This is a genomic window from Sodalis sp. RH20 (assembly GCF_047324205.1).
In the GTDB taxonomy this organism is placed as follows: Bacteria; Pseudomonadota; Gammaproteobacteria; order Enterobacterales; family Enterobacteriaceae; genus Acerihabitans.
The window spans coordinates 164,554-189,519 of sequence record NZ_CP178733.1 but is presented as its reverse complement, the minus strand read 5'-3'; the positions used below and the strand labels follow the sequence as shown (position 1 = coordinate 189,519).

Below are 24,966 nucleotides of genomic sequence, written 5' to 3'. Positions count from 1 at the left end.
GCCGGATTTGCCCATACCTTCAACCCAGCCGGATAATTCTCCGGCCATTGACCTATTCTGGAGTCGCGGTAACATGACACTCACCTATAAAACCATCGCCCTTGCCGGCATGATGGCCATCCCCCTATTGTTAAGCGCATGCGATAATGCGGATAAAAACCCCGGCCATATCAAGGTAGGCATCAGCGCGGGCATCGACCAGCCGCTGTGGGACGCGGTAAAAAAAGTGGCGAAGGATAAGTACAACCTGGACGTGGAGGTGGTGACATTCACCGATTATGTGCTGCCGAACGAAGCGTTGAACACCAAGGATATCGACGCCAATGCCTTCCAGCACGGCCCTTACCTGGATCAGCAAATCAAGGAGCGCGGCTATAAGCTGGCGGCGGTCGGCAAAACGTTTGTCTACCCCATCGCCGGCTATTCGCGCAAAATCCACGCCATCGGCCAGTTGCCGGACGGCGCGCAAATTGCCATCCCCAACGATCCGACCAATTTGGGACGATCGCTGCTGCTGCTGCAGAAAAACGGGCTGATCACACTCAGGGAAGGCACCGGACTGCTGCCGACCTCGCTTGATATTACCGCCAACCCGAAGCACCTGAAAATTGTCGAAATCGAGGCGGCGCAGCTGCCGCGCACGCTTGACGACGGCAAGGTCGACGCGGCCATCATCAATACCAACTATTCCACGCAAATCGGCCTGTCCCCCCATAAGGACGGCCTGTTCATTGAAGATAAGGATTCTCCCTACGTCAACCTGATCGTGGCCCGGGAAGACAATAAGGATAGCGATAAGATAAAAAACCTGGTGAAAGCGTATCAAACCGATGAAGTGGCCGCGGCGGCGGATAAAATCTATCACGGCGACGCGGTAAAGGGCTGGTAACGCCACAGGGCCGGTTTGCCGGCCCTGTACAGGGATTATTAATTATTAACCGGGATTACCGCGCCTTTATATTTTTCGCGGATCCAATCCTGAATGGCCTTGGAATGCAGTACCTTGACCAGGGCTTTTATATCCGGCTTATTTTCATCGCCGCGATGGACGGTGATAATATTGGCATAGGGGTTATTTTCGCCGCTTTCCACCGCGATGGGATCTTTAACCGGGTTAAGCCCGGCGTCGATGGCGTAGTTGGCGTTGATGACCACCGCGTCGCCCTCGTTATTGTTATACATCTGCGGCAGCAGGGATCCTTCGATATTCGGCAGAAACTGGAGATGTTTCGGATTGTCGGTGATATCGGTAATGCGCGCGTCCACCTTGCTGACGCCGGGTTTCAGTTTAATCACGCCCTCGCGTTCAAAAATCGACAGGATGCGGCCTTCTTCCGCCACCGAATCGCGCATGATCACCTTGCCGTTTTGCGGCAGCGCCTTCAGGCTTTTATATTTCTTCGAGTAAATGCCGATGGGCTCGATATGGATGGCCCCCGCGCTGACGAAATCATAGGTCTTGTCGCCGGCGTGATCCTTGAGCACGCTGTTCAGGTACGGCACATGCTGGAAGTAGTTGGCGTCGATATCGCCGCTCGCAAGCGCGGTGTTGGGCAGGATGTAGTCCTGGAAGGGTTTGATTTCAAGGTCGATGCCCTGTTTGGCCAGGATGGGTTTGGCCTGCTCAAGGATCTCGGCGTGCGGCACGTTGGAAGCGCCGACGGTGAGGGTATCCGCCCGGGCCTGAGCCGACAGGCTAAGGACGGTCAGGGTGGCGGCGGCTATAAGTGTCAGGCTTTTTTTCATAATGTGGTATCCCGGTCTGTTTAACGTTTATCAAGCAGTGAGGTAATGACGTCGCCAAGCAGCTGGATAACAAACACGATGATAAGAATCATCACGGTCGCCACCAGCGTGACATCGTTATGGTTGCGTTGGAATCCTTCCAGATAGGCCAGGTTGCCCAGCCCGCCGGCGCCGATCACCCCGGCCATGGCGCTGTAGCTGACCAGCGCTATCAGGGTGACGGTGATGCCCGACACCAGGGCGGGCGAGGACTCCGGCAATAACACGCGAAAGATCAGGGTGGCGGGGCGCGCGCCCATGGCGCGGGACGCCTCGATCACGCCTTTATCCACTTCGCGCAGTCCGATCTCCACCAGGCGGGCGTAAAACGGCGCGGCGCCGACGATCAGGGCCGGCAGCGCCGCGTTGGCGCCCAGGATGGTGCCGATCAGGATTTTGGTAAACGGGATCAGCAGCACGATTAATATAATGAAGGGAATGGAACGGAACACATTCACCAGCACCGAGATCGCGCCATACACAATGCGATGGGCAAACAAGCCGCCGCGGGCGGTGAGGAACAGCGCCAGCCCAAGGGCGATGCCCAGGGCGAAGGTCGCCAGGCCGGCCAATGCGGTCATATAGAGCGTATCCGCGGTTGCCGCCCAAAGCTGGTCAATGCGCAGATGGGGAAACAGGGACTCAAGCATGTTTTACCACCTCGGTGGCGATGCCGTGGCGGGCCAAATCGGCCAGGATAGCGGCCAGCAGCGCCTCATCGGCCGCCACATGCAGCCACAGCTCGCCGAACACGCCGCTGGCGGTTTGCGTCATCTTGCCGTGCAGGATATTAAACGGCAGCTGATAACGCAGCGTCAGCTCCGCCACCACCGGCTGATGGGTGCTCAGACCGACAAAGGTCAGCTTCAGGATGGCGCCGGGCAGGTTTTGCACCAGCAGCGGGTTAAAGCCCTGTTCAATCTCCTGATACTGGCTGACCTGCCTGACAAATTGCCGGGTGATCTCCTGCCGGGGATGGGTAAACACTTCCAGCACCTCGCCTTCCTCCACCACGCGCCCCGCCTCCATCACCGCCACCCGCCCGCAGATTTTGCGCACGACATGCATCTCGTGGGTAATCAATACGATGGTGAGAGTAAGCTTGCGGTTAATGTCGAGCAGCAAATCCAGAATGCTGTCGGTGGTCTGCGGATCCAGCGCCGAAGTGGCCTCGTCGCACAGCAGCACCTCGGGATTGTTGGCCAGCGCCCGGGCGATGCCCACCCGTTGTTTTTGCCCGCCGCTGAGCTGCGAGGGATAGGCGTTTTCCCGGCCCTCTAGCCCCACCAGCGCCACCAGTTCCGCCACCCGCGCGGTGATGGCGGCTTTGGACGCGCCGGCTATCTGCATGGAAAAGGCGATATTGTCCCTGACTGTGCGCGACCACAGCAGGTTAAAATGCTGGAAAATCATGCTGATTTTCAGCCGCGCCTGGCGCAGCTGTTCACCGCCGGCGCGGGCGATATCCTGGCCGGCCACCCATACCTCGCCGGCGCTGGGTTTTTCCAGCCCGTTCAGCAGGCGCACCAGCGTGCTTTTGCCCGCGCCGCTGTAGCCGACAATACCGTAAATCTGGCCGCGCCCTACGCGCAGACTGACATTATCCACCGCCACGATCGGCGTTTTATCACCGTCGAATATCTTGCTCACGTTCGTCAGCACGATCATAACCCGTCGATCCTTATTACCCCTGCCGGGACTGCGTTAAGCTGATGATTAATTTCACTGATTATTTTTTAATCATTATTTGAGATGCTAATAATGTTCGGGATAGTAGGGGAAGCTTCGTCGCGGCAGAAGAAACAATAAAATATGAGATATATTTTATTCTTCTATCTATTTGGCGAACGCCGGTTTATAACGCGTTTATTAAAGGCCAGGGATCGCTTAGCTGTATTTATTATAAAGTTAGCCAGGATTGTTATTTGGTTATGCTTTTTCCGGCAATGGATATTTGAATATATCTGTTCTGCTGGCGCGGTATTTACCCGATATTGGCTCCCATGTTTCGCCTGAGGGTTCGTCATGCAGAAAAAAAACCGTTCCAACAACAAGCATCCTGGTTTTAATGGCTTCAAACATTTCCGCGTCACGGGCCTGACGCTGGCGTTGCTCAGCCTCGCCGCGGCGGCGGCCGCAGAGACAACCAGCGCCGCCACCCCGGTACAGGGCGGCACGCTGATTTATCTGGAGCAGCAGGCGCACACCAATCTTTACCCGCCGGCCGGCGGTTTTTATCCCAACGGCGGCATTTTGAACCAGATTACCGATAAGCTGACCTATCAAAATCCGCAAACGCTGGCCATTGAGCCCTGGATCGCCGAATCCTGGACCACCAACGACGATAAAACGCAGTACACCTTTAAAATCCGCCCCGGCGTCACCTTCTCGGACGGCACGCCTCTTGACGCCAACGCGGTAGCGAAAAACTTCGATACCTTTGGCCTGGGCAATAAAGAACATCACTTGCCGGTGTCGGAAGTTATCAACAACTACGATCACAGCGAAGTGATTGACCCGCTGACGGTGAAATTCATCTTTAAAAAATCATCGCCCGGTTTCCTGCAGGGCACCGCCACCATCGGATCGGGGCTGGTGTCGCTCGGCACGCTGGCGCAAAACTTCGATGCCCTGGGCGACGCCCGCCATATCATCGGCTCCGGGCCGTTTGTGGTCAGCGGGGAAACCCTGGGCCACGAGGTGGATCTGGCCGCGCGGCCGGATTACCGCTGGGGACCGAAAAATCTGGCGCAGCAGGGGCGGGCCAATCTTGACGGCATCAAATACCTGATAACGCCGGAAGACAGCGTGCGTATCGGCGCGCTGCTGGCCGGCCAGGCGGATTTTATCCGCCAGGTCCAGGCCTACGACGAGAAACAGGTCGCCGAACAGCAGTTTAACCTGTACGCCGCGCCGACGCGCGGCGTCAACGACGGCATTTCCTTCCGGCCGGATAACCCCCTGGTGGCCGATGTGCGGGTCCGCCAGGCTCTGCTGCGCGCCACCAACAGCAAACAGATCGTCGAAACCCTGTTTTCGCCGCACTATCCCCAGGCGACGTCGGTGATAGCCGCCACGGCGGCCGGCTACGTTAACCTGGCGGACCAACTGGCCTTTGACCCGCAGCAGGCGAAAAAACTGCTTGATGAGGCCGGCTGGGCGCCGGGCGCGGACGGCGTGCGCCAGAAAGACGGCCAGCCGCTGGCGCTGACCATCTATGAATCGCCGCCGCAGCCGCAAAATAAAGAAGTCCTGCAACTGGTGGCGCAGCAGTGGAAACAGGTGGGGGCGCGGCTGAATATCCTGGCCGGCGATGCCGGCAGCAAGACGGCGGACAGTCTGGACCCGCTGAAAACCCCGGTCAACGTGGTGGAAGTCGGCCGCGCCGATCCGGATGTGATTAAAAGCGAGTTTTACCCCACCAACCGTGACGCCCTGCTGCAAAAAGGCGGTCTGAGCAGCAAGGTGAACACCTTTAGCGACGATAAGCTTAACGCGCTGCTGGTGGCCATCTCAGCGGAAGTGGACGGGCAAAAACGGCTGCGTCTGGCGGGCGATGCCCAACGTTATCTGCTCGAACAGGCCTATGTTATCCCGATTTTTGAAGAGCCGCAGGTCTTTGCCGGCGCGCCCTATCTGAAAGGCGTCAGCTTCGAGGCGGTGGGACGGCCGTCGTTTTACGGCGCTTGGCTGGAAAAACACTAAACCGCGCCGGCGGCCCTAACGCCCAGGAGGCCAGAATGAACCGTTATTTTTCCGCACGTATCGGACAGGCGCTGCTGGTGCTTTGGGCGGCCTTCACCGTTTCTTTTATCTTATTGCAGGTGCTGCCGGGGGATGCCGTCCTGATAAAATTCCAGGATCCGGATATGGGCCTGAGCGCGGCGCAAATCGCGGATATGCGCGCCGCGTACGGCGCCGATGTGTCCTTATGGCAACAGTATCTGCACGCGGCGGGCAATGTGCTGCGCGGCGATCTGGGGTACTCGGTGCAGGCCGGCGTGCCGGTAACGCAGTTGCTGGCCGCCAATCTGCCCCCCACGCTGCGCCTGGCGACCGCCGGTTTCCTGGTGGCGGCGACCCTGGCGCTCGGCATAGCGTTTCTGTCGAGCCTGACGACGTTCCCCTGGCTGCGATCGCTGCTGCACGCCCTGCCCTCGCTGTTTATCTCCGTGCCCACTTTTTGGCTGGGCATCGCCCTGATCCAGCTGTTTTCCTTCCGGCTCAGGCTTATCCCGGTCGTCAATCCCGGCGAGTGGCAGGGGCTGATCCTGCCGGTTATCACCCTGGCTCTGCCGATTGCCGCCCCGCTGGCGCAGATCCTTTCCCGCAACATCGACGAGGTGCAAACACTGCCCTTCGTGGCGGTGGCGCGGGCCAAGGGCGGCAGCCGCGGCGGCGTGCTGTGGCGCCATGTGGCGCGCAACGCCGCCCTGCCGGCCCTGACCATGGCCGGCCTATTGCTGGGCGAACTGATTGCCGGCGCCCTGATAACCGAAACGGTATTCGGCCGCGGCGGCCTGGGCCAGCTTACCCTGCAGGCGGTCAATAACCAGGATGTGGCGGTGTTGCAGGCGCTGGTGCTGATTTCCAGCGCGGCCTTTGTCGCCATTAACCTGGCGGTGGATTTAGTTTATCCGCTGCTCGATCCCCGGGTGAACACCAAGACGGAGGCCGCGCCATGAGCAGCTTGCCCTTAAATACCCCCGCGCCGGCCCCCGCCGCGCCGCCGCCATCGGCCGGCGCCGGCGCCCCGGCGCGCCGTGGCCGGCGGCCTTTGCCCGCAGTGCGCCCCGGCCTGCTGTTGTCCTGGCTGGTGATTGCCGTCGTGCTCTGCTGGGCGATAGCGCCGGGGCTGTTTACCTCCTATAGCGGCACCGAAGGCATAACCGGCGCCCAGCGGCTGGCGCCGGGCGCCGATCATTGGCTCGGCACCGACCAGTTGGGACGCGATCTCTATGCCCGCATCGTCTACGGCGCGGCGTTTTCGCTGTCGGGCGCCCTGGTGGCGGTGACGGTGGGACTGGTGCTGGGCACGCTGCTTGGCGTCGTGGCCGGCGCCACCGGCGGCATCGCCGAAAGCCTGATCATGCGTTTTATCGATGTCCTGCTGTCGATACCGGGGCTGCTGTTATCGTTGAGTATTATTATTCTGCTGGGTTTCGGCACCGTGCATGCCGCGATCGCCGTGGGCGTCACCTCGGTGGCGAACTTTACCCGGCTCGCCCGCTCGGAGGTGGTGCGGGTGCGCCACAGCGATTACGTCGAGGCGGCCTACGGCAGCGGCGGCACCTTTGGCGCCGTCCTGTGGCGGCATATCCTGCCCAATTCCCTGACCTCGGTTATCGCGTTTTCCGCCCTGCAGTTCGGCAGCGCCATCCTGGCTATTTCCACGCTGAGCTTCCTGGGGTACGGAACGCCGCCGCCGACGCCGGAATGGGGCCTGCTGATTGCCGAAGGCCGTAACTATATTTCCACCGCCTGGTGGCTGACCACTTTCCCCGGCGTGGTGGTGGTGCTGGTGGTGCTGTCCGCCAACCGTATCAGTCAGTCTTTTGCCAGGAGCCGCTGATGAGCCTGCTGCACGCTTTACCCGGATTGGGCGGCAAGCCCGCCGCCGCGCGCGATAGCGCAGAGCCGGCGCTGGAGCTGGATGAGGTCTGCATTGCCTACGAGGCGGGGGGGCAACGTCGGCGCGTGGTGCATGACGTCTCGTTTCGCATCCGCGCCGGCGAAGTGGTGGCCCTGGTAGGCGAGTCCGGCTCGGGCAAAACCACCATCGCCCAGGCGATTATCGGCCTGCTGGCGGACAACGGCCGGCTGGAACAAGGCGGCATCCGCCTTAACGGCGTTGACATCGCCCGCTGGCCGCAGCGTCGCCTCGACGCCCTGCGCGGGGCGCGCATCAGCCTGATCCCGCAGGACCCGACCAGTTCCCTGAATCCGGTCAAGACCATCGGCAGCCAGGTGGCGGAAATCCTCGCCATCCACGGCCGTATGCCACGCAAGGCGCGCGATGCCCGGGTCATCGCGCTGTTAACCCGCGTCGGGCTGGCGCATCCCGAGCTGCGCGTTCATCAGTATCCTCACGAACTGTCCGGCGGCATGAAACAACGGGTGTTGATCGCCATCGCCATAGCGCTGCGCCCGGCGCTGATTATCGCCGACGAACCCACCAGCGCCCTGGACGTCACGGTGCAAAAACGTATCCTGGACCTGATCGATGAGCTCAGGCGCGAATTCGGCACCGCGGTGCTGCTGGTGACCCACGATCTGGCGGTGGCGGCCGAGCGCGCCGATCGCCTGCTGGTGTTCCGCCATGGGCGGATACAAGAGCAGGGGCCGGCCGCGGAGGTGCTGCGCGCGCCCAAAAACGACTATACCCGCCAGCTGTTTAACGATGCCCCGGCGCTGTCGGCGCGCGCCCGTCCCCCCCTGCCCCGGCAGGACGCCGCGCCGATGGCGATCGTGGTCGAGAATATCGGCAAAACCTTTGCGCTGGGCGGCAAGAACGCGGCGCCCCTGCGCGCGGTGGACCAGGTGTCGTTTACCGTGGCGCAGGGCACCACCCACGCGCTGGTGGGTGAATCGGGTTCGGGCAAGACCACGCTGGCGCGTATCCTGCTTGGTTTCCAGCGGCCGGACGCCGGGCGGGCGTTTGTCGACGGCACCGAAATTACCGGGCTGCGGGGAGAGGCGCTGCGCCGGTTACGCCAGAAAATCCAGCTGGTCTACCAGAACCCCTTCGGTTCCCTTGATCCGTCGCAGCGTCTGTTTAACGTTATAGAAGAACCGCTGCGCAATTTCGACCCGCTGAGCACAAGCGAACGCCGCCGGCGGGTGGAGGAGATGGCCGAACGCGTCGCCCTGCCGCCGGCGCTGCTGGATCGTAAAGCGCGCGAACTGTCCGGCGGCCAGCGCCAGCGCGTGGCCATTGCCCGCGCGCTGATCCTGCGGCCGCGCATCCTGGTCCTCGACGAGGCCACCTCGGCGCTGGATGTGACGGTACAGGCGCAGATCCTGGCGCTGCTGCAGGAATTGCAGCAGCAGTTGGGCCTGACGTATTTATTCATCTCCCACGATCTCGCCATCGTGCGCCAGATTTCCCATAGCGTTTCCGTGCTGTACAAAGGCCGCCAGGTGGATGCCGGCGCCGTCGGGCGCATCTTCAGCCAGCCCGGCGACGCGTACACCCGGGAATTGATCAATGCCATACCCGGCCGGCGACCTGATCATGACGTCGTACGGCTGCAACCAGGGGATACCTTATGAGCAATAGCACTATCAGCGGTAAACGATTAGGTTTTTTTACCCGGCTGCTGGATGAGGTTAATCCACGGCAACGGTATCGTCTGGCGACCGAGCAGATTGCGCATGCCGAAACCCTTGGTTTCGACACCGCCTGGGTGGCCCAACATCACTTTCATGAAGCCGAGGGCGGCCTGCCCGCGCCGCTGGTATTTCTGGCGCACGTGGCGGCGTTAACGCGCCGTATCCGCCTGGGCACCGGCGTCATCACCCTGCCGATGGAGCTGGCGCTGCGGGTGGCGGAAGATACCGCGGTGCTGGATCTCCTGGCGGACGGACGCCTGGAGATCGGCCTGGGCTCCGGCGGCACGCCGTCTTCTTTTCCGCCGTTCGGCCTGCAAAGCAGCGAGCGCGGCGCCGCTTTCGGCGCCAACCTGGCCATCCTGCTGGCGGCCTGGCGCGGGGAGGAGATCGGCGCCAGCGGCAACCGGCTGTATCCGGCCGCCCCGCACCTGGCGGGAAGGGTATGGCAGGCGACGTTTTCGGTTGACGGCGGCGCCCGCGCCGGCGCCGCCGGCGACGGCCTGATGCTCTCGCGCACCCAGCCCCGTCCCGAACATACGCCCGACATGCCGCTGGATGCCATCCAGAATCCCATTATCGACGCTTATCTGGACGCCTTGCCCGACGGCGTCGCGCCGCGCATCCTTGGTTCCCGCACCGCGTTTGCCGCCGACGACGGCGACCTGGCGCGCCGGTTGGCGGAAAAAGGGCTGCGCCGCCAGGCGGAAAACGCCCGCGCCGCCGGACAGTCCCCGCGGGGCGACCGTCTGGATGATCTTATCGCCGCCTTTGACGTCCATCTCGGCACCCCCGATCGGGTATTGGCGACGCTGCGGCAGGATACCGCCCTGGCGCGGGTGACCGATTTGGCTTTCCAGGTCCACTCCATCGACCCGCCCCATGCTGACATTTTGCGCTCGCTGGAGCTTATCGCCCAGGAGGTGGCGCCCGGACTGGGCTGGACACCCGCGGCGCAACGCAGCGCCGAGGCGCCGGATTACCGCACCCCCACATGTTCTTCACAGGAGAGGCTATGACCGATACCCTGGCAAACGAGGATATACTCGACCACCTGGCGGAGATTGCGCCGGATTCCCCCCTGGCGGCGGCGCGTATTACCCGCGACGCGGCGACCCGTCATATTCAGGGCAGTTACCAGGCGCTGTTCACCGCCGGCGACGGCATTGATTTTTCCCTGCCGGAGCGGCTGGAGGTCGCGCGGCAGGTCGCGTTATGGCATGGCGACAGCCGCCTGGCCGACTTTTATGCGCTCCGGCAGGCCGCGCCGGCCGCCGGCAGCGCCAGGCTTGAGGCGGCGCTGGTCCATGCCCAGTTGCTCAGCCATCGTCCCGCCGCCGCCGCCGCGGAACATCTGGCGGATTTGCGGCGGGCGGGGTGGTCCCTTGACGCCATCGTGACCTTGTCGCAGCTGGTCGCGTTTGTCAGTTTCCAAAGCCGTCTGCTGCGCGGCTACCGGCTGATAAACCAGCGGCCGGTGGATACGCCGTCGGATCAGGCGGCGCCGGCGGGACGCTGGCGTACCGGGGGCACCACCCGCGGCGGGCGTACCGCTCCCCTGGCGTTTACCCAGCGGGAGCTGGGCTGGGAGCCCTGGCTCGCCGCCAAAAAATTAACCGAATTCACCCCGCAGCAGCAAAGTGTGCTGGTGAACAACGGCCATGCCGACTCCGACTATTTCCGGCTGCTGGGGCGCAACCTGCCGGTGCTTGAACAGCGAACGCTGACCGACAAAGGTATTTTTTATACTTCCGGCGGCCTGGCGCGTAAAGAGCGGGAGCTGGCCGCGGCGGTGGCCAGCAAAGTCAATGGCTGCATCTATTGCGCCTCGGTACACGCCCGCAAGGCCGGGCAGCTGTCCAAGCAGCCGGACGACATACAGCGGCTGCTGGACACGCCGCCGGGTTCGGTGCTCAGCAGCGGCCAGTCGCCGCGCTGGCAGGGGATCATTGATTTCGCCGCCGCCCTGTCCGCCACCCCGGCCGTGGCGGGGGAGCAACAGCTGGCGCGGCTGCGCGAATTGGGATTAAGCGATTTGGCGCTGCTGGATCTGGTGCAGGCCACCGCGTTTTTCGCCTGGGCCAACCGGCTGATGCTGACGCTGGGGGAACCCTTCGACGAATAACCGCGGTAAGCACAACCGCCCGCGCACTGGGGCGCGGGCGGTCCTGAGCGCCGCCGGCTAGAGCTGCAGCGCTTGGCGCACCGCGGCGAGCCCCGGCTGACCCTGGCGTGTGGTAACGCCGTCCAGCCAGCGTTCCAGCAGTTCGGGATGCTGCTTAAGCTCCGCCGCGGCCGCCTCATTGGCGGTCTGCTTATCATCCAGCACCCGTTTGATTATCCGGTTTTCCAAATCGACGTTAAACGTCAATTGAGTAAACAGCAGGCCGGTATTGGGGCATTGGGCGGCAAAATCCTTACGCGTGACGGTATTCACGGTGGCGCTGCCGTAATTCGGCCCGAAATAACGATCGCCCCCGCTCAGATAGGTCAGCTTATAGTGGGTATTCATGGCATGCGGCTCCCAGCCGAGGAACACTATCCACTGCTGCTTGCCCACCGCGCGCCCGACCTGGGCCAGCATGCCGCTTTCGCTTGATTCCACCAGCGTCCAGCCGGTCAGGTTGAAATCATGCTTATCCAGCATGTTCTTAATGTTCTGGTTGGCGGGCGCGCCGGGGGCAATACCATAAATTTTATGATCGAACCGGTCGGCATATTTTTCCAGGTCGGCAAAATCCTTTACCCCGGCCTGCGCCACATAGTCCGGCACCGCCAGGGTAAATTTAGCGCTGGCCAGGTTGGCGCCCACCACCTTGACCGCGCCGTCGCGGGTGTATTTTTCAATCACCGGCTGCTGCGCCGGCATCCAGTTGCCGAGGAACACGTCCAGTTGCCCGGTCTTCAAGCCCTGGTAAGCCAGGGCCACCGAGAGATTCTGCACCTGCTGGCGATAGCCCAGGCCCTGCAGCAGGACCCCGGCGACCGCGTTGGTGGCGGCGATATCGGACCAGCCGGGATCGGACATATTCACCGTTTGACAATCGGCCTCCCCGGCGGCGCGGGTTGGGATCGGCAGGCCCATCGCAAGCGATAGCCCCAAGGCAACAACAGCGGCGTGCACGCGCATAATCTTCCTCACAGGTAACAGTATCAGAGCGTTGAAGGCGGGCGCGGATAGCGCGCCAGCGCCTCCTGCTCGTCCAGGGATTGGTGGTTACGGATAAACCGGTGGCTGGCGTCCTGCCAGGGCTGATAATCCCAGTCGGGCGCGCCGTCCCGCCCCAGCGCCCCGGTCAGGAACAGCCTGGCGCGCTGGCTGCTTAAGATCCGCTGGTTCAGATCGGGAAGGTTCCAGCGCGCCTGCGCTTCCTGCTGAAACTGCCGCAGCTGCGGCGCAAACGCCGGCGATAACGCCAGATTGGCCAGTTCCAGGGGATCCTGGCGCAAATTGTAGAGCTGATCGGGTTCCCCCAGGGCGGCGATGAATTTCCACGGTCCGCGCCGGATCATCACCATCGGCGCCAGCGCGCCCTCCGCCAGATATTCGCCGTAAACCCCGTCCGGTCCCGCTTCGCCGCGCAGATGCGGCGCCAGGCTGCGGCCGTCCAGGGGCGCGGCCTGTTCCTCTTCCGTCAGCGGCCGGCCATGGGCCAGTTCGCGCAATGTCGGAAGCAGGTCGGCCAGCGACACGTTCTGCTCAACGCGCCGGGGCGCAAAGCGGCCGGGGGCGTGGATGATCATCGGCACGCGCGACGCGCCTTCAAAAAAACTCATTTTGTACCACAGGCCGCGCTCGCCGAGCATTTCGCCATGATCGGAGATGAGGATGATAATGGTGTCGTCGGCCAGGCCGGTGGCATCCAGGGTGTCGCGCACCTCGCCGAAGCGATCGTCGACATAGGCCAGGGCGCCGTAATAGGCATGGCGCGCCCGGCGGATGTGGTCATCATCCAGCAGCCCGTCGGTCAACTGATACATGGCGCGCAGCCGCTGCGAATGCGCGTCCGGCGGCGCGTCCCCCGCCGCCACCCTGGGCAGGTCGATATCCTGGGGGCGATAGCGATCCAGGTAACGGCGCGGGATGGCGAAGGGATCGTGGGGATGCGTGAGCGACATCATCAGCAGGAAGGGCCGCCCGTCGTCCCGCCTGGCCAAATCAAACAGCTTTTGCCGGGTGTGGAACAGGGCCTCGTCGTCAAAATCCAGCTGGTTCGTGCGGATACATTCTCCCGCGTCCAGTACCGAACTCATATTGTGATACCAGTCCAGCCGGCGTTCAGGATGACGCCAGTCCGGCGTCCAGCCGAAATCCGCCGGGTAGATATCGGTGGTCAGCCGTTCGTCAAACCCGTGCAACTGATCCGGCCCGCAAAAATGCATTTTGCCGGCCAGGTAGGTGCGATAGCCTTCCTGCCGCAGATAATGGCAGAATGTTGGACTCTCGGCGCGAAATTCCGCCGCATTATCGTATACGCCGTTACGGGAAATTAACTGGCCGGTCATCAGCGACGCGCGCGATGGCGCGCATAATGGACTATTGCAATACGCGGAGGTAAATACCACGCCTTCGCGCGCCAGTCTGTCTATATTTGGCGTTTTGCTGACATTATTTCCATAAGCGGAAAGCGCGCCGGCGGCAAGCTGATCGGCCATAAGAATAACAATATTCGTTTTTTTGCTAAGCATAGTTAAATTTCGCTTTAAATAAATTTACAGCTCAATGTTATTTTTATCGCACAAATATATTTTGCTGTGAACCGGTTAATTTCTTATCGGTCTATAAGGGGACGTTATGGCAAACAATTTCCGGCTGCCGCCGTTACAGGCGCTGACTGTTTTTGAAGCGGCGGCGCGTCATCTTAATTTTACCGCCGCCTCGAAGGAATTAGGTTCGTCACAGCCGGCGGTAAGCCAGCGCATCAATTTATTGGAAAATCAATTAGGCGCCACGCTGTTCGAACGGCGCCACCGCGGCGTGGCCCTGACCGACACCGGGGAGCAGCTTTACCAGATCGTGCGCGCCAGCCTGCAGGAGATCAGTCAGCAAATAGAAAAAATCCAGCTGAAAAAACAACGGGATGTGCTGCGCATCGATACGGACATGGGTTTTGCCAGCTACTGGCTGCTGCCGCGCCTGGACCAGTTGCAACAGCTGATCCCCAATGTCGATGTGCAGATATCCACCTCGCCCAACGAGTTCTCCCTGCGCGACAGCAGCGCCCATCTGGGCATCTCGTTTGGCGACGGCCAGATCCCCGGCTGCCACAGCGATATGCTGTTTCCGGAACTGGTGGTGCCGGTATGCAGCCCACTGTTTTTCCAGCAGTTCGGCAGGCCGGCTGCGGCCCGGGACCTGCTGGCGCTGGCGCTGCTCAACCTGCCCGATACCCTGCCCCGGCGCTGGCTGAGCTGGCAGGATTGGTTTCGCGGCCAGGGCGTGGAGCCGGACGACGGCGTGACCTCCCTGACCTTCAACGCCTATTCGCTGGTCATCCAGGCGGCGCTGAAAAGCCAGGGCGTGGCGCTGGGCTGGAAGCCGCTGGTGGATCAATTCCTGGATAGCGGCGAACTGATCGTCTGCGGGCCGCAATTAAAAACCGGGCGCGGTTATTATTTAATTCAGCCGGAGCGGGGAAATAATCGCCTGCTTTACCAGAAAGTTAAAAAATGGTTAATCCGTGAATCGTTCAGTTTTAAACTGCATGCGGAAAATAACGCCCATTACGGTCAATTGGTTTAAATCATTTAGTTATAACTCAGACGATAATATTTTATTGCACCGTTCTTTTTTCTTATAGCCTGTGCTTATGGTTGGGACATGGCAAAAAAATAAAATCCGATGAATGAAACGCTGATAAAAATTGACGGGCTGTATAAAATATTCGGCGACGGCGAACGGCATGCCCTGTCGCGTTTGCAACAGGGCATGGACCCTGCCGACATATTTACCCAATTTGGCTGCTCGGTGGCGTTAAACAATATTTCGCTGGATATTTATCGCGGCGAGATCTTTGTCATCGTCGGCTTATCCGGCTCCGGCAAATCCACCCTTCTGCGTACCCTCAATCGCCTGATAACACCCAGCGCCGGCGAGGTGTTTTTCAGCGGACAACCGCTATCGGGGCTATCGGCAACCGCGCTTATCCAGCTGCGCCGGCATGAAATGGGCATGGTGTTCCAGTCTTTCGCCCTGCTGCCGAGACGCAGCGTATTGGATAACGCCGCCTTCGGGCTGGAGCTGGCCGGTGTCGGCACGGCGCAGCGCCATAAGCAGGCGCTGGCGGTATTGGCGCAGGTGGGGCTGGCGCAGGTGGCGGGACAACTGCCGCATCAGCTGTCCGGCGGCATGCAGCAGCGGGTCGGCCTGGCGCGCGCGCTGGTGGTCAATCCCACGCTGCTGTTGATGGACGAGGCGTTTTCCGCGCTCGATCCCATCAACCGCCGCGAAATGCAGGAACTGCTGCTGCGCCTGCAGGCCGGCCAGCGGCGAACGGTCATTTTTGTCACTCACGATATCGAGGAGGCGCTGCGTATCGGCAGCCGCATTGCCATTATGCAGCAGGGCCGGGTCATCCAGATCGGCACCGCCGAGCAAATCGTCAATGCGCCGGCAAACGCCTACGTGCGCCGTTTTTTCTCCGGCGTCGATACATCGCGTTTCGTCCTGGCCGAAGATTATGCCGGCGCGTTCAGCGGCCAGTCACCCGCGCACCGGGAGCCCCGCCCATGACCGGAACGGTTGATTTCAGCGCGCAGATCGACGCGGGCGTGCGTTACCTGCTGGAACACTGCGGCGGATTTTTTGACGCGGTGGCCAAGGTGATCGACACGGTTGCCGGCGCCCTTGAGCTGGGCCTGGGCTGGCTTTCGCCCTGGGGGCTGGCCGTGATTGCGGTGGGATTGAGCCTGTGGCGCGTCGGCAAGGGGTTCGCCGTGTTCAGCGCCCTGGCGATGCTGTATATCATTTTTAGCGGCTACAGCGAACATGCCGTGGTCACGCTTGCGCTCACCCTGGCGTCAACGTTATTCAGCCTGCTGGCCGGCATTCCCCTGGGGATTATGATAGCCCGGCGGCACCGGGCGGGCCAGCTTGTCAGGCCGATGCTGGACTTTATGCAAACCATGCCCGCCTTCGTCTACCTGATCCCCGCCACGATCCTGTTTGGCCTCGGCCGTCCGCCGGGCATTTTCGCCACCGTACTGTTCGCCATGCCGCCGGTGGTCCGCTTAACCGATTTGGGCATCCGTCAGGTGGACAAAAGCCTGGTGGAAGCCGGCCTGGCGTTTGGCTGCACCCGCCGGCAGCTATTATGGAAGGTACAGTTGCCCAACGCGCTGCCGGCCATTATGGCCGGGGTAAACCAAACCATCATGATGGCGATGTCGATGGTGATTATCGCCTCCATGGTCGGCGCCGGCGGTCTTGGCAACGATATATTGACCAGCATCCAGCAGTTGGACATCGGCCAGGGGCTGCAAAGCGGCATGGCGGTGGTGCTGATGGCCATGCTGTTGGACCGGCTCTCGGCGAGCCTGGTGCGGGAGCCTGGAGTTAAATAATAAGCATATTATTAATCATGGTTACTATTAGCTAAATAACGATATGCTTTTTTTACTTAATCAACGTTGGGCAAATTGACAATGTTTTATGGTGGTTATGCCCAGGCTGTGCGGCGAGTAAAGGGTTATTATGCTGTGATAGGTAATATCTATATCAAAAAAAACACTTTGTTTATTTTGTCATGATAATGCAAAGTAAGCGGCGTACGGGCACAGGCAAAAGCGGATTGTCCGGTTAATTTAAGATAAGTTAACTTTAAGGCGGCGGTATTCGGATAAGTTTTGCTACTGCCGTATTGCCATGACAATTGTTATACAAATGATAAATATTATCTTGACAATTGTTATTTACAGTAAGGCAATAACGGCACGGACAATGACTTCTTGCCGCGCGCGGTGCTGGCCCGGGTAAAATGTATTATACCAATTTCGATCTGGCTGGCTGCCACGCGGGGCATCAGAGACGAGCAGTACTGATGCTGGCCAGGCTCTTTTTGACCGCGGATTTGACTTAAGCAGCGCTCATCACCGGCCGGAAGGTAGCTTGATACGGCCATTGGTTTAAACCCTTAAATAAAAAAAGGGTTTTGTGATGGCTCTCAACTTTTAAATCTGTATGACAAGTTAAGGTAGCGTACCGCGCGGCATAGCGCTCTATGATAGGTAGATTCCTACTTTAATGAAAAGTTCACAATCTTCGTGACGATTTTGCTGCTACTATCCTGCGAAATCGGTCCACAGGGTGATATTTAAATTAGCATTGCGCGTTCTCTGAGCTTTTATTTTTAAATTATAAATGCTGGTTAGCTCAGGACATCAGCCATCAAAAGGTTGAGTCCTTTTTATAAACTCGAGAGTATTTGGTAAGGAAAAACAGGAATGAAGAAGATAGCATTGGCCGTTTTAGCGACATTGATTGCCCCAGCTCTGCACGCCGCGGAAATTTATAACAAAGACGGCAACAAGCTGGATCTGTACGGCAGCGTGCGCGCCCGCCACTATTTTAGTGACAATAAGACCATTGACGGCGACCAAAGTTACATGCGTTTTGGCTTCAAAGGCCAGACCCAGATTAACGACACCCTGACCGGTTACGGCCAATGGGAATACAATGTTCAGGCCAACCATACTGAAGGCGGCACCGACGCGCTGACCGGCACCAAAACCCGTTTGGGCTTTGCCGGCTTGAAACTGAAAGACTACGGCTCAATCGACTACGGCCGCAACTGGGGCATCGCTTATGATGTCGCGGCGATAACCGATACCGCGCCAATCTTCGATGACCTGACCTACAGCGCCGCCGACGTGTTTATGGGCGGCCGTACCACCGGCGTGGCCACTTATCGCAACAACAACTTCTTCGGCCTGGTCGACGGTCTGAAATTTGGCTTGCAATACCAGGGCGCCAACGACGAAAATTCCGGTAACGCCCGTGCCGCCAACAAATCCAACGGCGACGGTTACGGCGCATCGGCGTCTTATACCTTTGATTTCGGCCTGTCGGTACTCGGCACCTATGCCTCGTCCAACCGTACCCAGCCGCAAAACAGCCTGGCTCTCGGTAACGGCGACAAAGCCGACGTCTGGGCGGGCGGCTTGAAATATGACAATTCCGGCGTCTATGCCGCCGCGTTGTACGGCGAAACGCATAACTACACCCCGATCACCGGCGGCTACGCCAATAAAACCAAGAACTTCGAAGCCATCGCTTCTTATCTGTTCGATTTTGGCCTGAAACCAATGTTCGGTTACTTCCAGTCCAAGGCCAGCGATGTTGAAGGCATCGGCGATGTTGATCTGGTGAAATACTATGACGCGTCCCTGACCTATTTCTTCAACAAGAATATCAATGCGTATGTTGATTATAAAATCAACCGTCTCAGCGAAGACAATAAGCTGGGCATCGCCGACGATGACCAGGTCGGCCTGGGCTTGACCTATCAGTTCTAAGGTTTATCAAACGCAAAAAAAAGCGGCCCTGCGGCCGCTTTTTTTATGCTGTTTTTTTACGTTAAGCTTATTTATACAGCTCGGCGCTGCCGCGCAGGGTGTCATTACCGCCGGCACCGATAATACGATACGAGGTGGCGTTGGCGGCATCGGCCTTGGCGGCCAGCTGGGATTCCAGATCGGACAGGTTACTGGTGGTGGATGACGATACCACGCCGATGGAATGTTCGCCGGCGGGACGGCTGGTGACTTCCTGGGCGGCGAAGGCGCCGGCGGAAACGGTGCTGAATACGATGGCTGCGATGGCAAGTGTCAGGTTTTTCATAATGTCTGTTCTCATGGTATGAAGCATTAATGGACTGGACGTTAATTTGTTAACGTTCGATAAGTAAATAATAGACATCTTGGCGCTGCAGATCAAGTAATATTTTATCAATCATTAACTAATTACCTAAAGTACTGTAAAGACCGGTGAATATGTTGGCATCGCCGTGTCTGTTTGTTTCCCCGGTCAGGAAACGTCATCCTTGACGCGGCCAGCCGCCTAAATAAATCACGGCGGTCCTTTACAGCGAACCGGGCGGGGGTTAAAGTTAATCAAACGTTTGACTTATTTTATTGGAGCCACCATGCCCCCTTCTCCGGCCCCCACCGCGCGCGGCGAACAGGCGAAAGCCCAGCTGATCGCCGCCGGCATTACCTTATTTGGCGAAAAAGGCCCGCAAACCGCCACCACGCGCGAAATCGCCCAGTTGTCCGGGCAAAATATCGCGGCGATTTTTTATTATTTCGGCTCCAAGGAAGGGCTGTACCTGGCGGTCGCGCAATGGATTGCGGATTTTATCGCCCAGTCCCTGCATTCACAGGCGCAACAAATTGATGCGCTGCTGGCGCAGCCGGAGGTGGATGCCGGGCAGTGCCGGCGTTATCTGCATGAGTCCCTGCTGACCATGACCGGGCTGCTGGCCCGCAGCGAAACGCTGAATCTGAGTAAAATCATCTCGCGGGAGCAGCTCTCCCCCACTGGGGCCTACGCCATTATCCACCAGCAGGCGATTGCGCCGATGCATCAGCGCATCACCCGGCTGGTGGCGGGTTTTACCGGCTGCGATCCGCTGTCGGTCGCCACCATCGTCCACACGCATGCCCTGCTGGGCGAAGTGCTGGCGTTCCGGCTGGCGCGGGAAACCATCCTGCTGCGCACCGGATGGAGCGACCTGGGCCCGGCGCAGGTTACCCAGATCAACCAGGTGCTGACACAGCATATCGATTGGTTCCTTCATGGATTGCGGGCCGAACAGGCCGGCCACACAGGCAAAAAATCATGAATAAAAAAAGTATCACCGCGGCCGTCATCGTTATCGCGCTGCTGGGCGCGGCGATCTATGGCGTCATGTACTACCACCGCCAGCAAAACCGGCCGTTGACCCTTTACGGCAATGTGGATATCCGCACCGTTAACCTTGGTTTCCGCGTCGGCGGCCGTCTGGCTCAGTTGGCGGTGGATGAAGGCGATGTGGTGCATCCCGGCCAGGTGCTGGCGAAACTGGACGATGCGCCGTATCGCAACGCCCTCGCGCAGGCCCAGGCCAATGTGGACAGCGCCAGGGCCAAACTGGATTTATCCCGCTCCGGGTATCGCAACGAAGAAATCGCCCAAGTGCGCTCGCAGATGGCGCAGTTGCAGGCCGCCTTCAATTATGCCGACAGTTTTTACCATCGCCAGCAGGGCGCCTGGGCCAAACGGGCCATTTCCGCCGACCAGTTGGAGGACGCGCTGACCGCCAGCAACCAGGCCAAGGCCAACCTGCAGGCGGCCAGGGATAAGCTGCAACAGTACCTGGCCGGCAACCGGCCGCAGGAGATCGCCTCCGCCGAAGCGGATCTCGCCCAGGCGCAGGCGGCGCGTGACCAGGCCGCCCTGGATGCAACCGATACCATGCTGGCGGCGCCCTCGGGCGGCACTATCCTGACCCGGGCGCAGGAGGTCGGCAGCATGCTTGGCGCCGGCGACACCGTATTTACCCTTTCCCTGACGCGGCCGGTGTGGGTGCGCGCCTATATCGATGAACGCAACCTCAACCAGGCGGTGCCCGGCACCCGGATTATCATTCGCGCCGACGGCCTGCCGGACAAGGCCTATCACGGTAAAATCGGCTTTGTCTCGCCGACGGCGGAGTTCACGCCTAAAAACGTGGAAACGCCGGAACTGCGCACCGATTTGGTGTATCGCCTGCGGATTATCGTCACCGATGCCGACGACCGGCTGCGCCAGGGCATGCCGGTGACCCTGGATTTCGCCGACGGCCAGGAGCCAACCGCGGCACAGCCCGCCGGCGGGAATGTTTATGCCCGCTAACCAGATTGTGCTGGATGCGCTGGAGAAACGCTTTGCGTCCCTGGCGAAACCGGCGGTGGCCAGCCTTACCATCACCCTGCAAAGCGGCGGGGTCACCGGGCTGGTCGGCCCGGACGGCGCGGGCAAGACCACGCTGCTGCGCATGCTGGCCGGCCTGCTGACGCCAAGCCAGGGCACCCTGCGCGTGGCCGGATTGGATCCGGTGGGCGACGACGCCGGCCTGCACGCCATCCTTGGCTATATGCCGCAGAAGTTCGGGCTGTATGAAGACCTGACGGTGATGGAAAACCTGACGCTGTACGCCAGCCTGCGCGGCATTACCGGCGAACAGCGCCGGCACACCTTCGAGCGCCTGCTGGCTTTTACCGCGCTGGCGCCCTTTACCACCCGGCTGGCGGGCAAGCTGTCGGGGGGAATGAAACAAAAACTCGGCCTGGCATGCACGCTGATAGGCCAGCCCAAGGTGCTGTTGCTCGACGAGCCGGGGGTCGGGGTGGATCCCATTTCCCGCCGCGAGCTGTGGCGCATGGTGCATGAACTGGCCGACGACGGCATGCTGATCCTGTGGAGCACCTCATACCTGGACGAAGCGGAACAGTGCCGCGAGGTGCTGCTGATGAACCAAGGGGAACTGATCTATAGCGGCGCGCCCAAAGCGTTGACGGCGACCATGGCGGGCCGCACGTGGCTGGCCCATGACGCCGCCGGCACCAACCGCCAGCTGCTGCGGCGCGCGCTGCGGCTGGAACAAATAGGCGACGGCGTCATCCAGGGCAAAGCCGTGCGCCTGATCCTGAAAAAAGACGCCGACCGGTCGGGCCTGGGCCGGGCGCTCGGCTTGTCCGATGCGGATATCGAGGAAACGGCGCCGCGTTTCGAGGATGCCTTTATCGATCTGCTGGGCGGCGGCCCGGCCACCCAACAGGCGCTGGCGGATATTATGCCGCAGGTAACCGGCGACCGGCATGAAACGGTGATCGAGGCCCGGGGGCTAACCAAGAGGTTCGGTGATTTTGCCGCGACCGATAACGTGGATTTCACGGTGACCCGGGGGGAAATTTTCGGCCTGCTGGGCCCGAACGGCGCCGGTAAATCCACCACTTTTAAAATGATGTGCGGCCTGCTGATCCCCACCGCGGGCCAGGCGCTGGTGCTGGGAATGGACTTGAAGACCAGCTCCGGCAAAGCCCGCCAGCGCCTGGGATATATGGCGCAAAAATTTTCGCTCTACGGTAATCTGACGGTGGCGCAGAACCTGCGGTTTTTCTCGGGCGTCTATGGATTGCACGGTAAGCGCCAGCGCCAGAAAATCGCGCAGATGAGCGAGGCGTTCGATTTCGGCCCCATTTTCAACCAGACGCCCGACGCGCTGCCGCTGGGATTTAAGCAACGCCTCGCCCTGGCATGCTCGCTGATGCACGAGCCGGATATCCTGTTCCTTGATGAGCCCACCTCCGGCGTCGACCCCCTCACCCGGCGTGAGTTCTGGCTGCATATCAACGGCATGGTGGAAAAAGGCGTCACCGTGATGGTGACCACCCATTTTATGGACGAGGCGGAATATTGCGACAGGATCGGCCTGGTGTATCACGGCAAGCTGATTGCCAGCGGCACCCCGGACGAGCTGAAACTGCAAACGGCAGACCAGGAGACGCCGAATCCCACCATGGAACAGGCGTTTATCACGCTGGTGCAGAACGTTGACAAGGACGGCGGCAATGACGCGGCATAACGCTACGCGGTTCTCCTGGCGGCGGCTGCTCGCCCTGTGCGACAAGGAAACGCGCCAGATCCTGCGCGATCCCAGCAGCGGCCTGATCGCCTTTGTCATTCCCCTGATGCTGCTGTTTATCTTCGGCTACGGCATCAACCTGGATTCCAGCCGCCTGCACGTGGGCATCCTGATGGAACAGCAGAGCGAGGATGCCCGCGACCTGGCCATGGCTTTTGCCGGCTCCCCCTATATCGCCCCGACCATCAGCGATAACCGCCGCGCGCTGGTGGCGCTGATGCAGGCGGGAAAAATCCGCGGGCTGATCGTGATCCCGGTTGATTTCGACATCAATATGGACCGGACCGGCAACAGCGCGCCCATCCAGGTGATTACCGACGGCAGCGAACCCAATACCGCCAATTTCGTGCAGGGGTATGCCCAGGGCATCTGGCAAATATGGCAGCAGCAGCGCGCCGAGGATCGGGGCCGCGCCTTTCATCAGCTGATCGACGTCAAGGTGCGCTATTGGTTCAATCCGGCGGCGGTCAGCCGGCATTTTATCATTCCCGGCGCCATCACCATTATCATGACGGTGATCGGGGCCATCCTGACCTCCCTGGTGATAGCGCGCGAGTGGGAGCGCGGCACCATGGAGGCGCTGCTCTCCACCCAGGTGACGCGAAGCGAACTGCTGCTGTCCAAGCTGCTGCCCTATTACGTGCTGGGAATGGTGGCGATGGCGCTGTGCATGGCGGTGGCGGTGTTTGTCATGGACGTGCCGTTCCGCGGTTCGCTGGCGGTGCTGTTCGGCATCAGCAGCCTGTTTCTTGCCAGCACCCTGGGGATGGGGCTGCTGATTTCCACCCTGACGCGCAACCAGTTCAACGCCGCGATGGTGGCGCTAAACGCGGCGTTCCTGCCCGCCGTGATGTTGTCGGGTTTTATTTTCCAGATAGACAGCATGCCCGCCGTGGTGCGCGCGGTGACCTATATCATCCCGGCGCGCTATTTTGTCAGCACGCTGCAAAGCCTGTTCCTGGCGGGTAATGTCGCCGGGATTTTAGTCGTGAATACCTTGTTCCTGGTGGCGTCCGCCGTGGGATTTATCGGCCTGACGGCCTGGAAAACCAAACGCAGGCTGGATTGAGGAAGGGTTATGTTCTATCGCTTATGGACGCTTATCGTCAAAGAACTGCAGTCGCTGCTGCGCGAGCCGCAAACGCGGGCGATCCTGATCATGCCGGTTATTCTGCAGGTGCTGCTGTTCCCGTTTGCCGCCACGCTTGAGGTGACCCATGCCACCATCGCCGTTTACAGCGAGGACAGCGGCCAGGCCTCGGTGGAGCTGACCCAGCGCTTCGCCAAGGCCAAAGCCTTTACCGCGGTGGTATGGCTGCGCAGCCCGCAGCAGATCCAAAGCACCCTGGATAACCAGCGCGCCCTGCTGGTGGTGCGTTTCCCGGCGCAATTCTCACGCGACCTGGCCGCCGGCATTCCAGCGCCGCTGCAGTTGCTGCTGGACGGGCGCAACTCCAACAGCGCGCAGATAGCGGCCAACTATATCCAGCAGATTATCCGCGATTACCAACTGGAGCTGACGGCGCGGCAGGTTAAACCCAATAACAGCGAACTGGTGATACGCAACTGGTATAACCCCAACCTGGATTATAAATGGTTTGTGGTGCCGTCATTGATTGCCCTGATCACCACCATCGGCGTACTGATCGTCACCTCGCTGTCGGTGGCGCGCGAGCGGGAGCAAGGGACCCTGGATCAACTGCTGGTTTCGCCGCTGACCACCTGGCAGATTTTTGTCGGCAAAGCGGTGCCGGCGCTGGTGGTGGCCAGTATCCAGGCGTCCATCGTGCTGATTATCGGCATTTTGGGGTACCGCATTCCCTTTGCCGGCTCGCTGCTGCTGTTTTACGGCACCATGCTGATCTACGGCCTGTCGCTGGTGGGGTTCGGCCTGCTGATCTCCTCGCTTTGCTCGACGCAGCAGCAGGCGTTTATCGGCGTGTTTGTGTTTATCATGCCGGCCATCCTGCTGTCGGGTTATGTCGCGCCGGTGGAGAATATGCCGTCGTGGCTGCAAACGCTGACCTGGGTAAACCCGGTGCGGCATTTTACCGATATCATTAAAGAGATTTACCTCAAGGATGCGGATTTCGCCATTATCTGGCACAGCCTGTGGCCGTTGCTGGCGATCACCGCCACCACCGGCAGCGCGGCCTACTGGATGTTCCGCCGCAAGATTGCCTGAGCG

Annotated in this window: 22 protein-coding genes; 16 read left to right on the top strand and 6 right to left on the bottom strand. The window is 60.3% G+C overall.

What is annotated here, in order from left to right:
* Positions 1–73: 73 nt before the first annotated feature.
* Entirely contained in the window at positions 74–889 is an 816-nt protein-coding gene (metQ, locus tag ACL2XM_RS00845; protein ID WP_410013903.1) for a methionine ABC transporter substrate-binding lipoprotein MetQ, read from the top strand.
* A gap of 38 nt (positions 890–927) precedes the next feature.
* On the opposite strand, the gene ACL2XM_RS00840 is transcribed toward metQ, so the two are convergent.
* From ACL2XM_RS00840 to ACL2XM_RS00830, 3 genes are read right to left on the bottom strand one after another with little or no spacing between them, the layout of a single operon-like run.
* Positions 928–1,746 (bottom strand): MetQ/NlpA family ABC transporter substrate-binding protein, encoded by an 819-nt coding sequence (locus ACL2XM_RS00840; protein ID WP_410013902.1) that lies wholly within the window; start codon positions 1,744–1,746, stop codon positions 928–930.
* A 20-nt stretch (positions 1,747–1,766) separates the two neighbouring features.
* The gene (locus tag ACL2XM_RS00835) at positions 1,767–2,435 is read right to left on the bottom strand and encodes a methionine ABC transporter permease (RefSeq protein ID WP_413721242.1); all 669 of its coding nucleotides are present in this window, start codon (positions 2,433–2,435) and stop codon (positions 1,767–1,769) included.
* Entirely contained in the window at positions 2,428–3,453 is a 1,026-nt protein-coding gene (locus ACL2XM_RS00830) for a methionine ABC transporter ATP-binding protein (protein WP_413732118.1), read from the bottom strand. The genes ACL2XM_RS00835 and ACL2XM_RS00830 overlap by 8 nt, the downstream gene beginning before the upstream one ends.
* A 357-nt stretch (positions 3,454–3,810) precedes the next feature.
* On the opposite strand from ACL2XM_RS00830, the gene ACL2XM_RS00825 reads away from it, so the two are divergent.
* From ACL2XM_RS00825 to ACL2XM_RS00800, 6 genes are read left to right on the top strand one after another with little or no spacing between them, the layout of a single operon-like run.
* Positions 3,811–5,490, top strand: a complete 1,680-nt coding sequence (locus tag ACL2XM_RS00825) for a TIGR04028 family ABC transporter substrate-binding protein (protein ID WP_413732117.1) — start codon at positions 3,811–3,813, stop codon at positions 5,488–5,490.
* Between the two features lie 35 nt (positions 5,491–5,525).
* Positions 5,526–6,470, top strand: coding sequence for an ABC transporter permease (locus ACL2XM_RS00820; protein ID WP_410013898.1), 945 nt, complete (start codon positions 5,526–5,528; stop codon positions 6,468–6,470).
* Positions 6,467–7,357 carry an ABC transporter permease gene (locus ACL2XM_RS00815; protein ID WP_413732116.1) on the top strand — a complete coding sequence of 297 codons (891 nt, stop codon included), beginning with the start codon at positions 6,467–6,469 and terminating at the stop codon, positions 7,355–7,357. The genes ACL2XM_RS00820 and ACL2XM_RS00815 overlap by 4 nt, the downstream gene beginning before the upstream one ends.
* Complete coding sequence (locus ACL2XM_RS00810) at positions 7,357–9,057, top strand: dipeptide ABC transporter ATP-binding protein (RefSeq protein ID WP_413732115.1); 1,701 nt, start codon at positions 7,357–7,359, stop codon at positions 9,055–9,057. The genes ACL2XM_RS00815 and ACL2XM_RS00810 overlap by 1 nt, the downstream gene beginning before the upstream one ends.
* An 11-nt stretch (positions 9,058–9,068) precedes the next feature.
* Complete coding sequence (locus tag ACL2XM_RS00805; RefSeq protein WP_413733169.1) at positions 9,069–10,133, top strand: putative FMN-dependent luciferase-like monooxygenase; 1,065 nt, start codon at positions 9,069–9,071, stop codon at positions 10,131–10,133.
* Complete coding sequence (locus tag ACL2XM_RS00800; RefSeq protein WP_413732114.1) at positions 10,130–11,239, top strand: alkylhydroperoxidase domain protein; 1,110 nt, start codon at positions 10,130–10,132, stop codon at positions 11,237–11,239. Before ACL2XM_RS00805 ends, ACL2XM_RS00800 begins: the two co-directional genes overlap by 4 nt.
* A 57-nt stretch (positions 11,240–11,296) precedes the next feature.
* On the opposite strand, the gene choX is transcribed toward ACL2XM_RS00800, so the two are convergent.
* Both choX and betC read right to left on the bottom strand, forming a co-directional pair.
* A complete protein-coding gene (choX, locus tag ACL2XM_RS00795; RefSeq protein WP_413732112.1) occupies positions 11,297–12,244 on the bottom strand; it encodes a choline ABC transporter substrate-binding protein in 948 nt (315 codons plus the stop codon).
* 23 nt (positions 12,245–12,267) lie between these two features.
* Positions 12,268–13,803, bottom strand: coding sequence for a choline-sulfatase (betC, locus tag ACL2XM_RS00790; protein ID WP_413732110.1), 1,536 nt, complete (start codon positions 13,801–13,803; stop codon positions 12,268–12,270).
* A gap of 106 nt (positions 13,804–13,909) precedes the next feature.
* On the opposite strand from betC, the gene ACL2XM_RS00785 reads away from it, so the two are divergent.
* The 4 genes from ACL2XM_RS00785 (at position 13,910) to ACL2XM_RS00770 (ending at position 18,627) form a co-directional block, all read left to right on the top strand.
* On the top strand, positions 13,910–14,857 hold the full coding sequence (locus tag ACL2XM_RS00785) for a choline sulfate utilization transcriptional regulator (RefSeq protein WP_413732108.1): 948 nt from the start codon (positions 13,910–13,912) through the stop codon (positions 14,855–14,857).
* A 99-nt stretch (positions 14,858–14,956) separates the two neighbouring features.
* Positions 14,957–15,847 carry a quaternary amine ABC transporter ATP-binding protein gene (locus ACL2XM_RS00780; RefSeq protein ID WP_413732106.1) on the top strand — a complete coding sequence of 297 codons (891 nt, stop codon included), beginning with the start codon at positions 14,957–14,959 and terminating at the stop codon, positions 15,845–15,847.
* Positions 15,844–16,677 carry an ABC transporter permease gene (locus ACL2XM_RS00775; protein ID WP_413732104.1) on the top strand — a complete coding sequence of 278 codons (834 nt, stop codon included), beginning with the start codon at positions 15,844–15,846 and terminating at the stop codon, positions 16,675–16,677. The genes ACL2XM_RS00780 and ACL2XM_RS00775 overlap by 4 nt, the downstream gene beginning before the upstream one ends.
* A gap of 879 nt (positions 16,678–17,556) precedes the next feature.
* Positions 17,557–18,627, top strand: a complete 1,071-nt coding sequence (locus ACL2XM_RS00770) for a porin (RefSeq protein ID WP_410013889.1) — start codon at positions 17,557–17,559, stop codon at positions 18,625–18,627.
* 67 nt (positions 18,628–18,694) lie between these two features.
* Here ACL2XM_RS00770 and bhsA read toward each other — a convergent pair whose 3' ends face one another.
* Positions 18,695–18,952 (bottom strand): multiple stress resistance protein BhsA, encoded by a 258-nt coding sequence (bhsA, locus tag ACL2XM_RS00765; protein ID WP_410013888.1) that lies wholly within the window; start codon positions 18,950–18,952, stop codon positions 18,695–18,697.
* Positions 18,953–19,256: 304 nt separating this feature from the next.
* Here bhsA and cecR point away from each other — a divergent pair, with 304 nt between their 5' ends.
* From cecR to ACL2XM_RS00740, 5 genes are read left to right on the top strand one after another with little or no spacing between them, the layout of a single operon-like run.
* On the top strand, positions 19,257–19,955 hold the full coding sequence (gene cecR, locus ACL2XM_RS00760; RefSeq protein WP_410013887.1) for a transcriptional regulator CecR: 699 nt from the start codon (positions 19,257–19,259) through the stop codon (positions 19,953–19,955).
* Positions 19,952–20,986, top strand: coding sequence for a secretion protein HlyD (hlyD, locus tag ACL2XM_RS00755; protein ID WP_410013886.1), 1,035 nt, complete (start codon positions 19,952–19,954; stop codon positions 20,984–20,986). The genes cecR and hlyD overlap by 4 nt, the downstream gene beginning before the upstream one ends.
* Positions 20,976–22,718, top strand: a complete 1,743-nt coding sequence (locus ACL2XM_RS00750; protein ID WP_413721248.1) for an ATP-binding cassette domain-containing protein — start codon at positions 20,976–20,978, stop codon at positions 22,716–22,718. Before hlyD ends, ACL2XM_RS00750 begins: the two co-directional genes overlap by 11 nt.
* On the top strand, positions 22,705–23,847 hold the full coding sequence (locus ACL2XM_RS00745; RefSeq protein WP_413721249.1) for an ABC transporter permease: 1,143 nt from the start codon (positions 22,705–22,707) through the stop codon (positions 23,845–23,847). The genes ACL2XM_RS00750 and ACL2XM_RS00745 overlap by 14 nt, the downstream gene beginning before the upstream one ends.
* A gap of 9 nt (positions 23,848–23,856) precedes the next feature.
* A complete protein-coding gene (locus ACL2XM_RS00740; RefSeq protein WP_410013883.1) occupies positions 23,857–24,963 on the top strand; it encodes an ABC transporter permease in 1,107 nt (368 codons plus the stop codon).
* The last annotated feature ends 3 nt before the right edge of the window (positions 24,964–24,966 follow it).

What these genes read in the sequence shown, in the direction of transcription:
- ACL2XM_RS00810 (WP_413732115.1), top strand. Translation starts at nt 7,357, where the DNA reads ATGAGCCTGCTGCACGCTTTACCCGGATTGGGCGGCAAGCCCGCCGCC.
- ACL2XM_RS00835 (WP_413721242.1), bottom strand. Translation starts at nt 2,435, where the DNA reads ATGCTTGAGTCCCTGTTTCCCCATCTGCGCATTGACCAGCTTTGGGCG.
- ACL2XM_RS00820 (WP_410013898.1), top strand. Translation starts at nt 5,526, where the DNA reads ATGAACCGTTATTTTTCCGCACGTATCGGACAGGCGCTGCTGGTGCTT.
- metQ (WP_410013903.1), top strand. Translation starts at nt 74, where the DNA reads ATGACACTCACCTATAAAACCATCGCCCTTGCCGGCATGATGGCCATC.
- cecR (WP_410013887.1), top strand. Translation starts at nt 19,257, where the DNA reads ATGCCCCCTTCTCCGGCCCCCACCGCGCGCGGCGAACAGGCGAAAGCC.
- choX (WP_413732112.1), bottom strand. Translation starts at nt 12,244, where the DNA reads ATGCGCGTGCACGCCGCTGTTGTTGCCTTGGGGCTATCGCTTGCGATG.
- ACL2XM_RS00840 (WP_410013902.1), bottom strand. Translation starts at nt 1,746, where the DNA reads ATGAAAAAAAGCCTGACACTTATAGCCGCCGCCACCCTGACCGTCCTT.
- ACL2XM_RS00785 (WP_413732108.1), top strand. Translation starts at nt 13,910, where the DNA reads ATGGCAAACAATTTCCGGCTGCCGCCGTTACAGGCGCTGACTGTTTTT.
- ACL2XM_RS00780 (WP_413732106.1), top strand. Translation starts at nt 14,957, where the DNA reads ATGAATGAAACGCTGATAAAAATTGACGGGCTGTATAAAATATTCGGC.
- hlyD (WP_410013886.1), top strand. Translation starts at nt 19,952, where the DNA reads ATGAATAAAAAAAGTATCACCGCGGCCGTCATCGTTATCGCGCTGCTG.
- ACL2XM_RS00745 (WP_413721249.1), top strand. Translation starts at nt 22,705, where the DNA reads ATGACGCGGCATAACGCTACGCGGTTCTCCTGGCGGCGGCTGCTCGCC.
- bhsA (WP_410013888.1), bottom strand. Translation starts at nt 18,952, where the DNA reads ATGAAAAACCTGACACTTGCCATCGCAGCCATCGTATTCAGCACCGTT.
- ACL2XM_RS00825 (WP_413732117.1), top strand. Translation starts at nt 3,811, where the DNA reads ATGCAGAAAAAAAACCGTTCCAACAACAAGCATCCTGGTTTTAATGGC.
- ACL2XM_RS00740 (WP_410013883.1), top strand. Translation starts at nt 23,857, where the DNA reads ATGTTCTATCGCTTATGGACGCTTATCGTCAAAGAACTGCAGTCGCTG.
- ACL2XM_RS00830 (WP_413732118.1), bottom strand. Translation starts at nt 3,453, where the DNA reads ATGATCGTGCTGACGAACGTGAGCAAGATATTCGACGGTGATAAAACG.
- ACL2XM_RS00815 (WP_413732116.1), top strand. Translation starts at nt 6,467, where the DNA reads ATGAGCAGCTTGCCCTTAAATACCCCCGCGCCGGCCCCCGCCGCGCCG.
- ACL2XM_RS00775 (WP_413732104.1), top strand. Translation starts at nt 15,844, where the DNA reads ATGACCGGAACGGTTGATTTCAGCGCGCAGATCGACGCGGGCGTGCGT.
- betC (WP_413732110.1), bottom strand. Translation starts at nt 13,803, where the DNA reads ATGCTTAGCAAAAAAACGAATATTGTTATTCTTATGGCCGATCAGCTT.
- ACL2XM_RS00800 (WP_413732114.1), top strand. Translation starts at nt 10,130, where the DNA reads ATGACCGATACCCTGGCAAACGAGGATATACTCGACCACCTGGCGGAG.
- ACL2XM_RS00750 (WP_413721248.1), top strand. Translation starts at nt 20,976, where the DNA reads ATGCCCGCTAACCAGATTGTGCTGGATGCGCTGGAGAAACGCTTTGCG.
- ACL2XM_RS00770 (WP_410013889.1), top strand. Translation starts at nt 17,557, where the DNA reads ATGAAGAAGATAGCATTGGCCGTTTTAGCGACATTGATTGCCCCAGCT.